This window comes from Aliivibrio sp. EL58, assembly GCF_900312675.1.
GTDB lineage: Bacteria > Pseudomonadota > Gammaproteobacteria > Enterobacterales > Vibrionaceae > Aliivibrio.
The window spans coordinates 540,844-554,317 of the sequence record NZ_OMPC01000001.1 but is presented as its reverse complement, the minus strand read 5'-3'; the positions used below and the strand labels follow the sequence as shown (position 1 = coordinate 554,317).

The 13,474-nt window shown below is 36.7% G+C and carries 10 protein-coding genes; 3 read left to right on the top strand and 7 right to left on the bottom strand.

Features of this window, described 5'->3' with window-relative positions; translation table 11 throughout:
• Window positions 1-135: 135 nt before the first annotated feature.
• The 5 genes from ED622_RS02305 to ED622_RS02285 form a co-directional block, all read right to left on the bottom strand.
• Window positions 136-675, bottom strand: a complete 540-nt coding sequence (locus ED622_RS02305; protein WP_122032347.1) for a porin family protein — start codon at window positions 673-675, stop codon at window positions 136-138.
• A gap of 212 nt (window positions 676-887) precedes the next feature.
• Window positions 888-2,075: a lytic polysaccharide monooxygenase gene (locus tag ED622_RS02300; protein ID WP_122032346.1), complete on the bottom strand. Its 1,188-nt coding sequence runs from the start codon at window positions 2,073-2,075 to the stop codon at window positions 888-890.
• Between the two features lie 225 nt (window positions 2,076-2,300).
• The gene (locus ED622_RS02295; RefSeq protein WP_122032345.1) at window positions 2,301-3,281 is read right to left on the bottom strand and encodes a rhodanese-related sulfurtransferase; all 981 of its coding nucleotides are present in this window, start codon (window positions 3,279-3,281) and stop codon (window positions 2,301-2,303) included.
• A 270-nt stretch (window positions 3,282-3,551) separates the two neighbouring features.
• Complete coding sequence (locus ED622_RS02290) at window positions 3,552-5,003, bottom strand: catalase (protein ID WP_122032344.1); 1,452 nt, start codon at window positions 5,001-5,003, stop codon at window positions 3,552-3,554.
• 55 nt (window positions 5,004-5,058) lie between these two features.
• Entirely contained in the window at window positions 5,059-5,931 is an 873-nt protein-coding gene (locus ED622_RS02285) for a patatin family protein (protein WP_122032343.1), read from the bottom strand.
• Between the two features lie 602 nt (window positions 5,932-6,533).
• On the opposite strand from ED622_RS02285, the gene gfa reads away from it, so the two are divergent.
• Window positions 6,534-7,097 (top strand): S-(hydroxymethyl)glutathione synthase, encoded by a 564-nt coding sequence (gene gfa, locus ED622_RS02280; protein ID WP_122032826.1) that lies wholly within the window; start codon window positions 6,534-6,536, stop codon window positions 7,095-7,097.
• 85 nt (window positions 7,098-7,182) lie between these two features.
• Here the strand turns inward: gfa and msrB are convergent, their stop codons facing one another.
• Window positions 7,183-8,322: a peptide-methionine (R)-S-oxide reductase MsrB gene (msrB, locus tag ED622_RS02275; protein WP_122032342.1), complete on the bottom strand. Its 1,140-nt coding sequence runs from the start codon at window positions 8,320-8,322 to the stop codon at window positions 7,183-7,185.
• Window positions 8,323-8,552: 230 nt separating this feature from the next.
• Here msrB and ED622_RS02270 point away from each other — a divergent pair, with 230 nt between their 5' ends.
• Window positions 8,553-9,659 carry a M20/M25/M40 family metallo-hydrolase gene (locus ED622_RS02270; protein ID WP_122032341.1) on the top strand — a complete coding sequence of 369 codons (1,107 nt, stop codon included), beginning with the start codon at window positions 8,553-8,555 and terminating at the stop codon, window positions 9,657-9,659.
• A 593-nt stretch (window positions 9,660-10,252) separates the two neighbouring features.
• Window positions 10,253-11,341, top strand: a complete 1,089-nt coding sequence (locus ED622_RS02265) for an EAL domain-containing protein (protein WP_122032340.1) — start codon at window positions 10,253-10,255, stop codon at window positions 11,339-11,341.
• Between the two features lie 247 nt (window positions 11,342-11,588).
• Here the strand turns inward: ED622_RS02265 and ED622_RS02260 are convergent, their stop codons facing one another.
• Complete coding sequence (locus ED622_RS02260; protein WP_122032339.1) at window positions 11,589-13,346, bottom strand: Ig-like domain-containing protein; 1,758 nt, start codon at window positions 13,344-13,346, stop codon at window positions 11,589-11,591.
• Between the last annotated feature and the right edge of the window lie 128 nt (window positions 13,347-13,474).

The window sequence follows — 13,474 nt, the reverse complement described above, 5'->3', positions numbered from 1 at the left end:
CCGCGGATTATACAGAGATCTTGATCACAATGTCGAGGAATATGATGTTTTAATACCCAATAAAAAAGCCCCGGAGAAATCCAGAGCTTTATGATGGTATTTAACGTCGTAGTGATGCTAAAAAAGAACCATTAATTAGAATTTATAACCGACAGTGAAAGAGAATTGATCAGCAAAAATATCATCACCACTCTCTTTTAAGTTAATAAAATCCAATCTTAAGTCGGTATAGAAATGCTGGTTGAACGTGGCCCTTGTACCAATACCTACAAAAATAGTTGAGTCATCCCACTTCCCAGCATCTAACCCAAAAACACTAATTTCTTCTTTAAATTTTGCAAAACCTAATACACCATAAGGCTTAATCGATGCATTTTGCATATGGAACGTATAACCAATATCAGTATCTAGCTTAAAAGTTGATGTATCAATATCAAAAGGAGAATCCGTACCACTGCCTTTATTTAAAGAAACATTAATACCAACAATGTCGTTAATGTCGTAACCATAAGCCAAAGTAAAGCCGCTTGTTGAATATTTACTATCAAAAGCAATATCATCAATACTGGTTGAATTAAAGCCTAATCCAATTCGATGACCTTCTAAAACATTAGCATAAAGGGCAGTTGAAGATAACAGTGAAGCTGCAAGAAGGGTTTTTAGTACTAGTTTCATAATTACTCTCATTTAAAATAATAATAATGATTTCATCCATGAATTCGTGTTCTTAGTCGTTGAGTAAATAATATGAAATTAAGTGTATTAAGACTAAACAGCTCTCGTTATTACATTTATAAGTGTTACTTATCACAAAAAGCCCTAAATTAGATTTAGGGCTTAAATACTATAAATACCAGTTTAAGTGAGTATCCATTTGTTATCTTCTGTTAACGCCAAACACCCCATTCTCCGGTTGTTCCTGGTTCTTCCCCTTTTGTCCACCACTGTGCTATCCATTCTCTATTATTATGGCTAACTATATCTCCAGTATTATAAGTTGAAGCTGATTTCCATGCGTTTATTGGTTCAACTGGCGGCTCTACCGGTGGTGTTGTATCCGCTTTAATTAAAGAAAGTTGATAACTAAGATCTGCACTTGGTGCAAAAACTCGGTTTGCGTAAATATTATTGGTATCGTACATATAATGATTCATTTCTTGATGCCAAATACCAATAAACCATTCTTTATTTTTTAACTGATTAAATTGCCCTGCCAGTTCCGCTGACCATGTCGCCGTATTATTCACATTAATGGCTAAACTGATGTCTGTTGTTTCCGCCCCTGTCGCATCAAACGTTCGGAACCGAATCGTATCGCCTGATTCTACTGGCCCAAATCCTTGGCTAATGTAATAACCTAAATCAGAATATGATGGTGGTGGGTCGACTGGATCTGTCGGTCCTGGAGGTGCAGTTCCCGTTCCATCAAATGAAATATCGCTACAGTTATAAAAGCCTTCACCAGCAGCATCTTCACGCTGCCAGCGAGTATAAAGGACAGCCGAATCTGCTCTATCTGCAGGAAGAGTAATATTAATACGGTATTTCTTATCTTCCCCTACAGGCACATTGCCTGCGGTATCAATTAGATCTAAGTCACCCCATGTTAATGGAACGGTTGGATCGTAATTAGAATTAGATAAATAGAATTGCCAGTAAGAAGGGTTGTGAGGTGCTGTTGCATTAAAGATAAGTTCAATCTGATTATTCTCATCTAAGGTAACCGCCGTTTTTTGCCAATGAGAAGAACCTACGCTTAAGCCTGCTTTTGCATTATCCCCTGCTGAACATAAGTTACCATCACGAACAATGGCTTGAACGTGTGCCATGTCTTTATAGTTTGGAACATTAGCCGCAACCTCATTACGTTGAACAAAAGGAAACGCTCCTGATTCATCATATGCCGCCTGACATGCCTGATTTGGAATAGTGTTATCCCAAAATCCTCCATCTAAATAACACGTATTTTGTCTTGCACTCGGGTACTCGACCCAGCCATGAGCCTGCGCTCCCATTGATGATAATGCACCAACAAAGGCAATAGTGAACGAACTGATTTTTATTTTATTTTTCATGATTTCATCCTTGTTTATAAACAATAAAAATGAGGCGATTAACGCCCCACTTTCGTTTATAAAATTAGCAAGGATTGATGAATTGACGATAAAAATAGAAACAAATAAGCGCTTTATTTACGCATTTGTTATCTGCTTTCCATCTAATAATGAGTTAAATGAAAACACATTATATTCTTTCGAGTCAGTTCATTATTTATAACTCATATCACCATAAAATCTGAGTTACTTAGTACTTCTCTGCTGCTGTTTTCTCTCTTTCTTTTCTTGCTTACGTTGCTCAATGAGTTTGGCTGCATCTCCACCTACGTGAGTTTCACCTCTTTCGTCCGCAAGTTGCACTTGTTTTTCTCGCTCACGAAAACGGGATTTTTGCTCATCACTGTGCTGATCAATACATTTAGGGCAGCTAACGCCTTTCTCAAACGCATCAGACTGCTTATCTTCATCTGTGATTGGCAAACGGCACGCATTACATACATCGTAATGGCTTTTTTCTAATTGATGGTTAACCGCAACTCGGCCATCAAACACATAGCAATCTCCTTCCCATAAGCTGTTTTCTTCTGGCACTTCTTCAAGGTACTTTAAGATGCCGCCTTCAAGGTGATAGACCTCATCAAACCCTTGCTCTTTCATATACGCGGTCGATTTTTCACAACGAATACCACCAGTACAGAACATCGCTACTTTTTTATGTTTTTCAGGGTCTAAATTATCAGCAACGTATTGAGGAAAATCGCGGAACGTTTCTGTCTTTGGGTTAACAGCATGTTTGAATGTGCCTATATCTACTTCATAATCATTTCGAGTATCAACCAATAGCACGTCTGGATCAGAAATAAGTGCATTCCAATCAGCAGGTTTAACGTACGTACCCACTACATTAAGAGGATCGATACCTTCTACGCCCATGGTGACGATTTCTTTTTTTAACTTTACTTTAGTACGGTTAAACGGCTGCACGTCATTAATTGATTCTTTATAAACCACATCAGCTAAACGAGGATCTTCTTTAAACCAAGCGAGTAGTGTATTAATCGCTTCACGAGAGCCTGCAACCGTGCCATTAATACCTTCACTTGCTAGCAGCAATGTGCCGCGAATATTATTATCTTCTAATACTTGAGTTAATGGTTGACGAATGTCGGTGTAATTTTCTAATGAAACAAATTTGTATAACGCACAAACGATATATTGAGACATGAGTAACTTTCCTTTTTTGCGAGGCTGGATCGTAAGTCCAGAGCAATGAGTATTTGCCTTAGCGGCTTATAATAGTGCGGGGAGTATAACGGAGGTCTATCGACACAAATACCGACAGTTTTTGTGGTTTTTCTAACCAAATTGAATCAAATAATAAAATAACCACCTTTCAAATAGCAAGAGAGCTAAAATTTACAATGTAAACAGACATAAAAAAAGCGCTGAATGTAATACTCAACGCTTTGATTTATAGTTACTTAATAGGATAAATTACGAGTTAAATTCACTCACATCAATATCAAGTAATTTACCGATACCTTCGCCATAAGCAGGATCGGCTTTATAACAATGTCTTAAGTGACGAAGTTGAATTTCTTTTGGCACACCGTTTAAGTTACGCGCTGTGTTATCAAATAAGATAGCTTGTTTCTCAGCGGTCATTAGACGGAATAGATCGCCCGGTTGTGAGAAGTAATCTTCATCTTCACGGTGATCCCAATGTGCTGCTGCGCCATCTAAGTTTAGTGGTGGCTCAGAAAAATCTGGTTGCTCTGCCCATTGGCCTTCGTTGTTTGGTTCATAGCCTAATGTGCTACCAAAGTTGCCATCAACACGCATTGCACCATCACGGTGGTAACTATGAACAGGACAACGAGGTGCGTTCACTGGGATGTGTTGGTGGTTTACACCTAAACGGTAACGTTGTGCATCACCATACGCAAATAAACGACCTTGTAGCATTTTATCTGGAGAGAAGCTGATACCCGGAACCACGTTTGCAGGGTTAAATGCCGACTGCTCTACTTCTGCGAAGAAGTTTTGTGGGTTACGGTTTAGTTCAAATTCACCCACTTCAATTAATGGGTAATCTTTATGTGGCCATACTTTGGTTAAATCGAATGGGTTATAAGAAACCGTCGCCGCTTCTGCTTCTGGCATGATCTGAACTTTCAATGTCCATTTAGGGAAATCTTGGTTATCAATGCTTTCTAACAAATCACGTTGATGACTTTCACGATCATTACCAATCACTGCACCCGCTTCAGCATCTGATAAGTTTTTAATGCCTTGCTGAGATACAAAGTGGAATTTCACCCAGTAACGCTCGTTATCACTGTTGATAAAGCTAAACGTGTGGCTACCAAAACCATGCATATGACGGTAAGTAGCAGGAATACCACGATCACTCATCACGATCGTTACTTGGTGAAGCGCTTCAGGTAATGATGTCCAGAAATCCCAGTTATTTTTCGCGCTTCGCATATTTGTGCGAGGATCACGTTTAACCGCGTGGTTTAAATCAGGGAATTTAAGAGGATCACGCAGGAAGAATACGGGTGTGTTGTTACCCACTAAATCCCAGTTACCCTCTTCTGTGTAGAATTTTAGCGCAAAACCACGGATATCACGCTCTGCATCTGCTGCGCCACGCTCACCAGCTACGGTAGTAAAACGTGCAAATAGCTCAGTTTGTTTACCAATTTCAGAGAACAATTTTGCTTTTGTGTACTTTGTAATGTCATGAGTAACCGTAAATGTACCGTAAGCACCAGACCCTTTTGCGTGCATACGACGCTCTGGAATCACTTCACGATCAAAATGCGCCAGTTTTTCTAAAAACCACACATCTTGCAATAATTGAGGGCCACGTTTACCCGCAGTTTGAACATTTTGGTTATGTGCAACAGGACAACCTGCTGCTGTAGTTAATTTTTTACTCATTATTCATTCCTTAATATAGTAATAAAGCTCACGAAAAAACTGTTATAAAATAGGGTTATAAGCAAAAGTGACAGTTTTCTATATCTAATCCAAAAGTTCCCTCACGGCTGGATAAATGATCAACGCCTGCGGACACTCCCATTTCATATCCTGCAATCAGTGTAGGAGATTTCATAGAAAGACGCTTAACAGCAAAATCTTCAGGTGGTGCTATCACTCGAATCATCGTTCCTTCAGGGGGATTGCGAATAAATTCCAATGATTGATTGTAATTTTCAGCACGAACTAACATTGCTTGTGCTATTTGAGGATATCGCGCTAATAGTTTAGTCATTAACCAAGGTGAACGTGCTGGTTTCATCTCATAGCTTAAAGGGTGAGATAAGATCACCGTAATATCTCTCGCCCCTCGACGATAAGCCTCTTTTACCGGAATAGAGTCAGCTACTCCACCATCGGTATAACAACCGCCAGAGAAACAAGGTGTTGATTTATAAGCGATAGGTAAAGCGGTTGTTGCTTCAAGAACATTATTTAAATTACTTTCTTTTACTTGATAATAATCGGCGTTACCACTATCAATATTAGTTACTGCCGCATACATAGGAATAGAAGAAAATAAACGTTCAGAATCTAATGGATGTCTTCTGTTCGACTCCTCAATTAACCATTTAACATCAACAAGATCACCACCGCGAGCAAATCGTGCTGGATTAAAAAAGCGTTTGTGGGTTGCAAGTTTCGTAATGACATCAAAGCTACGTTGAGGAGCATAAGAAAGATACCCTATTAGATTCGATGCTCCGGCAGAGACTCCAATGGCGAAATCATAAGGCATAAATTCTTTCTTCATAAAAGTGTCCAAAACACCGCTAGCAAAAATGCCACGCATTGCTCCGCCTTCTACGACTAATGCACTCTTCACCATACTCTCTCTTTAACCCCTAAAATACTGTGGGGATAGAATAAACACTTTAGAGAATAAGAGATAATCGCTTGTACTTATAGCTGTGATTTATAAAACCTATCAAAAATTAGATTTACATCATAAACTCGATTTATAACTTACCTTTCAGCAAAGAATAGATTGAACCTTTAAATGAAAAGGTTTAATAAACATAAAGTTATAATATTTATTCCAAACGAAATAACTTTCTACTTATCTGCCTTCATTTGATGAAACATATTTCACTGCAAGATCTATTTTTTATTCTCCTTTTCTTTCCAGTTCTCTCAGCCTAAAAGCCACACATAAAATATTTTTATCATTAAATATTAATAAGTTATTCAATAGTTCAACCTGATTTATGATTACATAAATTACAACTAAGCACTAAATAAAAACGCCATTATTACAATACAGTAATAATCATTTACTGTTTTCAGTATTGTTTGAAGAGCAAGAAAGGCGAAAAATGCCTCCCATCGTTTGAGCAATCAAATCATCAAACTAATTAAGAGATTTCCATGGCTACAAGCTGCTTGAATAAACAAATAACAAAAATATTAAAATTAATTAAGAGAGATAAAATGACTATTACAAAACTACACCCAGCTATTGATAACGGCTTCGCAGCTACTAATGAAAACTTCCAAGGCGGAACATTACACTGTCAATGTAAAGAAAATAAAGTAGCCGTTAAGCTAACAGCTCAAACTGCACATAACCATGCATGTGGCTGTTCTAAGTGTTGGAAACCAGAAGGCGCTATCTTCTCTCAAGTAGCGGTAATTTCACGTGATAACGTTGAAGTGATTACGAACGCAGAAAAATTAGTGGTTATCGATGAAGCGGCAACAATCAAACGTCACGCTTGTAAAGAGTGTGGTACTCACATGTACGGTCGTATTGATAACCAAGATCACCCATTCTTTGGTTTAGATTTCGTTCACACTGAACTGTCTGAGGATGCAGGTTTCTCTGCACCACAATTCGCTGCATTTGTTTCATCTATTATCGAAACAGGCACTGATCCTAAAGACATGGATGCTATCCGTGCTCGCTTTGTTGAACTAGGTCTTCCAACTTACGATTGCCTATCTCCAGCACTAATGGATGCAATTGCTACTCACATCGCAGCGCAAAATAAATAAGATTATCTCTATTTGTAACTGCTAAATAAAAAATCCGGATCACCCACTGAATGATCCGGATTTTTATTACTATTTTCTGTATTTATTAAGACTCAAATAATGGAAGGTATTCTCCATAGCCTTCTTTTTCTAAATCTGCTTTTGGAACAAAACGCATTGCAGCTGAGTTCATACAGTAACGTAGTCCTGTTGGTTTAGGTCCATCACTAAATACATGGCCTAAGTGTGAATCTGCAAATTTGCTACGGATCTCGGTACGTTTACTGAATAATGCAAAATCATCTTCTTCGGTAATGTACGCTTTATTAATTGGTTTGGTAAAACTTGGCCAACCCGTTCCTGATTTATATTTGTCTGTTGATGAGAATAACGGCTCACCACTGACGATATCAACATAAATCCCTTCGGCTTTATTATCCCAATACGCATTATCAAATGGACGTTCAGTCCCTTCTTTTTGTGTTACGTAATATTGTTGTTCAGTCAGCATTTTCTTAATTTCTGATTCTGATGGTTTACTGTATTGCTTTACATTTTGAGCCATTTTTTGCTCATCAATGTACTGACGTAATGTTTTTGGTTTATCTTCTCTATCTTCACCAAATACCGAATCTAGATATTTATCACGGCCTGAACCATTACGATAATACTTATAACGAATTGGATTACGTTTGTAATAATCTTGGTGGTAATCTTCTGCTGGCCAAAACTTTTTAAACTCAATTAATTCTGTAGCTAAAGGCTTTGGATAGACTTTCGCTGCATCAATCGCATTCATAAACTCTTGAGCAATTACTTGCTGACTTTCATTATGGAAAAAGATAGCAGGGCGATACTGTGGACCTCTATCAACAAATGAGCCTTGATTATCCGTTGGGTCCATATGTCTAAACAGCTGATCAAGCACTTGCTCATAGCTAACGATCTTTGGATCAAACGTCACTTGAATCACTTCAATGTGGCCTGACTTTCCTGATGACACTTGCTTATAGGTTGGATTTTCAAGCTCTCCCCCTGAATAGCCTGAAACAACATCCACCACCCCATCTAATTTTTCTAAATCAGATTCAGTACACCAAAAGCATCCTCCTGCGAGAGTGGCAACCTCATAGTCCCCTTTCATTGGCTGAGTCATGTCTTCAGCGGTAGAAAAGAAACTTGTTATAACAGCAAAAAATGAAGCGAACAGTAGAGCAACTGTTGTGATTTTTAATCGTAATTTCATAGCAACCTCTTTTATGGTTTCTTATTAATATAGTTATCAGAGTGATATGAATCTAGAAAGTTGCAAAATGTTATCAATTATTAATTATGTGTTATAACTTTTAATTATTAAGATATAACGCATGGCTATGCTAGATAAGTCGGACGATTTATTGATTCAGTGCATCTTTTTCTGCACTTTCTTTAGTTAGAGTGATCTTATTATTCCCTATCAATGAAAGAAGAGAAGTCATGACTCAAGTAAATCAAGAACGTTTAGTAAATCACTTCCTAGATATTATTCAGATCGACAGCGAATCAAAAAATGAAAAAGCGATTGCAGAAGCATTAGCAGAGCAATTAGGGGAATTAGGCTTTACGGTATCAAAGCTACCAGTACCTGAGCATGTATCAAATGGCTTTAATATTTACGCAAAATTAGAAGGCTCATTAGAGGGCAGCATTGTATTTAGCTCTCACATGGACACAGTTACTCCGGGTAACGGTATTGAGCCAATTATTGAAGATGGTGTGATCCGCTCTAAAGGTAACACTATCCTTGGCGGTGATGATAAATCAGGTATTGCTGCTGTAATGGAAGCGGTACGTGTGATTAAAGAAAACAATCAAGCACACAAAACACTAGAGCTTGCATTTACGGTTTATGAAGAAGGCGGTTTACACGGTTCTAAAAACTTTGATATGAGTTACATTCAATCTAACCACGCTATCGTATTAGATTCAGGTGGCCCTATCGGGACTATTATTACTTCTGCTCCTGGTCAACAAAACCTAAAAGTAACCATCACAGGTCGTCCAGCACACGCAGGTTTAGCACCAGAAGAAGGCATCAATGCCCTAACGGTTGCTGCAGATGCCATTACTAACATGACACTGTCTCGCATTGACGAAGAAACAACAGCTAACATTGGTGTGGTTCGTGGTGGTCAAGCGACAAACATTGTTATGCCTGAACTGTACATTGAAGGTGAAGCTCGCTCTCTAGATGATGAAAAGCTCGCGAAACAAGTTGAGCACATGGAATCAACCTTTAAAGCAGCGGCAGATAAACACGGTGCTGAAATTGAAATCATTTCAACTCGAGCATACAACGCATACAAAATTGCAGATGAAAGCCCACACGTAGCTAGCATTAAAGAAGCGTTTGAAAGCATTAACATCGACCCATTTACTAAACCAACAGGTGGTGGCTCAGATGCAAACGTATTTAATGAAAGGGGCTTAACAACGGTTAACCTTTCTACAGGTATGGCGAAAGTTCATACTACGGAAGAGTTCATTAAAGTATCAGATATGGTAGACATTACGCGCTTTGTCGCGGCATATTTGACTCGTTAATTACCGACTTTAATTGATACACAAATGAAAGAGCGACTCCAACTGAGAGTCGCTCTTTTTTATAAGATATTTCAGAATATTCCCCTCTTTAATGACTTGCCTCTTAGGCTTAAAACAAAATTAATACATTGGTATTTTTAATGGATTTTCTTCGTCATTATCAAGCTATTGAAAATTCTTTATTTATAAGATTACTATCTGGTGAAAGTCATAATAACCACACAGTCGATTTTCGTAAAAACAGCTAAATAAGTCCACCTTGTACCAATCCAAATGTAAGTGACATCACCGTGCCAAAATATTAAATTATCGTTTCAATAAATGAGAGGCAATCATACTTTCATGATTTGATTTCTCATAGGCATAGTTCGGCATTTATGTACTTACTAAATAATCACGATGCTAGATTATTTTCTCATAGTTCATACATAGTAACTCAACAACCTTATACGCAACATTGTTTGCATATAAAACGGTATTTGTTGCACTTAATGCGATGTATTTTCATTAAATGTAACTCATAATAAAAATATTACTAAACGATAACTAAGATTGAAATATCTTACTAATCATTTGGATTTAATAAGGAAAACATGAAAATAACAACAAAAATAAAGCTAACTAACTGGCCTTTAATTATAGACCTTCTGGGTGATTCCTACTGTCGAAAAGTATGGAAAGATTTAGCTATCTGTATACCATCGATTACTGGAGGTTTTTTACAAAAACAGGTATATGATGCTGGAGAATTATTTTTAACTAATAAGACTAATAACATTGAAGACGTCGAATTAAATATTCATAATTCTGTGTCTAAATTTTTTCAAGATAAATTTAGTCTATCAATTTTCAGGTTAACAAATATAGAATTAATTAGTTATGAATACAAATATAATTTTGACGAAAACCTAACAATGCAGGATTTGAATATAAAAAAATCTAAGTTCTCACGCTCTAAATCTAAAGCCACTGGTGAATTAAAAAAGATTATAGATAATAGATTAATAACTCCATATTTACAAGGTATATATGATACAAAAAAACAAAATCTTGTAGGGTATGAAGCGTTATCTAGAGGACCAATAAACTCATCATTATTTGAGGCAAAAAAATTATTTTCAGCTGCTTTATCACAAGATGCAACTTATGAACTAGAGTTAATATGCTTAGAGCGAATATTAAATATAATTGAATATATAAATGATGACCAATTTATATCCATAAATATTTCACCATATATGCTATTAGATAATAATGTAAAATTTCTATTAGACTCTATTGATAATAAATTTAAAGTAAAATTAGAACTAACAGAGCATATTTTCATTCCTTGTTGGGAGGAAATAATCTCTGCTATGAATAAATACAGAATGGAAGGGTTTGAGTTTTGGCTTGATGATGTTGGATGCGGATACTTTAACTTCGAAACAATAAAAATAGTTAATCCTGAGTTAACAAAAATTGGAATGACTCTAATAGACAAAATTAGCCATAATTACGATATAATCAAAAAACTAAAACTAGTAACAGAAGACATTCATAATAATGGAGGAAAAGTACTAGCGGAAGGCATTGAAAATTTGGAACAATTAAAAATAATCAGAGAAATTAATATTGATTATGTTCAAGGGTTCATTTTTGATTCTCCTAATGAAGCATTTGAAAAGTTACGCAATAATTAAGAAACTATATTTTTATATCATATATTCCCGTTAAACCGACAAGTTGTTGGGCTCTATTCGCATGAATTAAAATTAGTAGAAACTGCTTTAAACACTGATAAAATCACCTTTAAATTACCCCATTTTTAATAGCCTGTTTTTACACTGATAGATAGTTCCTTAATCGATTATCACCACAAAAATAAATCCAAGGATAAGATTCAATATATAAAAAAGCCGCTTATAAAAACGGCTTTATACATAATAATTACCTTACTATAAACTCACCTGAACTAACTCTACCTTCATAACTTGCTGTAATAGTTGCAGAACCAGAACCTACTGCATACATTATTGGCCCATCCATTCTAATAACGTTTGGGTTAGAACTGGTCCATATAGAAGAGTAGCTTAAGTCAACAAATCCACCATTTAATAAACTGTACAAACCATTAACTGTTAAGCCTGATTTATCACCAACATTTAGAACATTACCTCCAGATATATTCATAGTATACGAAAATAATGTTTGAATATTAATAACACTTAGTGTTGTTTCCCCCCAAACATTAATATTATCAATTAATATCGCTTTTATTCGAGTTCCACCATCCACAATGCCTTTGGCTCGACCATTATTCGTTATCGTTGCAATATTAAATGCCGAGCTATTCCATATCACTCTATCATTTGACAAGATCTCTTTAGAGCCATCATCATAAATGAGTTCTGCCTCAAATTGCTGGGTACTCCCAACAAATATGACTGTATGTTTAGGCCTCACATTAACAACGTAATTAACAGGAAGAGGGATTGGTGTTACATCCAAATGAGCGTTATTACTTGTGATTCCTCCCTTAGTAGCCATCACAATAACAGAGCCAACATCAACACCAGTCACTTCACCAGTTAGACTGATTGTTGCTAATTCTGTTGATGACATGTGCCAATCAACACTACGGCTAATATTAATTGAGTTACCATCACTGTAAATCCCTGTGGCAGCATACTGTAATGTACTGCCTTTGATTACTGATGCACTCACAGGAGAAATTGTAATTGATTCCAAAACTGCTTCATTAACAATAAGATTGACTCGGTTACTCATGACTCCATCTTTTACTGCACTAATGATAGTTTCACCAACATTTATGCCAACAGCCATCCCTTGCTCGCTAATGGTCGCAACCCTTGTTTCGCTACTGCGCCACGACACCTCATTGGAGATATTTCGACTAGTATCATCACTGTAAAAACCCACCGCCGTGTACTGCTGTCGATCCCCCTTAGCAAGGCTCACGACTACTGGGCTGATCTGAATGCGTTCAACTACTGCCGCGGTCACAGTTAAACTAGCCTCATTACYCACCACTCCATTAATTATCGCGCTGATAATAGTTTCACCAACATTTATGCCAACAGCCATCCCTTGCTCGCTGATGGTCGCAACCCTTGTTTCGCTACTGCGCCACGACACCTCATTGGAGATATTTCGACTAGTATCGTCACTGTAAAAACCCACCGCCATGTACTGCTGTCGATCACCCTTAGCAAGACTGACTACCGCTGGCGTTATCTGAATGCTTTCTAGAGCAGCTGCCGTTACCGTTAAACTCAATTCATTACTTATAATTCCATTTTTTGTGGCTTTAATTGATGCGAGACCTACAGCAACCCCCTTCGCAATTCCAATTTCTGTTATCATTGCAATTTCTGGAAATGTACTACTCCAAGAAACCTTATCACTAATATTTTCACTCGAATCATCGCTATAAAAACCAATAGCAACAAACGCTTGATAACTACCTTTCACTATTTGTAAATCACTTACCCCTAAAGTTAAATTTTTAACTGGCAATATTTGAATATTAACTAATACTTTTTCACTTTCAATAATATTGTCATCAAAAGCCCCCTCAGAATTACATCCATATAAAAAGAGCAAAATAACAGATAAAACTAAACTTCGAAGAAAATAATAGTTTATTTCCGAATTAAAAATGTAATCACGCTTTATTTTATTCATATATACCTAGCCTACTTTTTCAATAAAGAGCAATAAGTATTAACAATAGGCCATAAAAAAGATCTATGTAAAAGTGCAAAATAACCACAATAAGTGCAAAGAAAATAATATTGATTAATTAAAAGCAT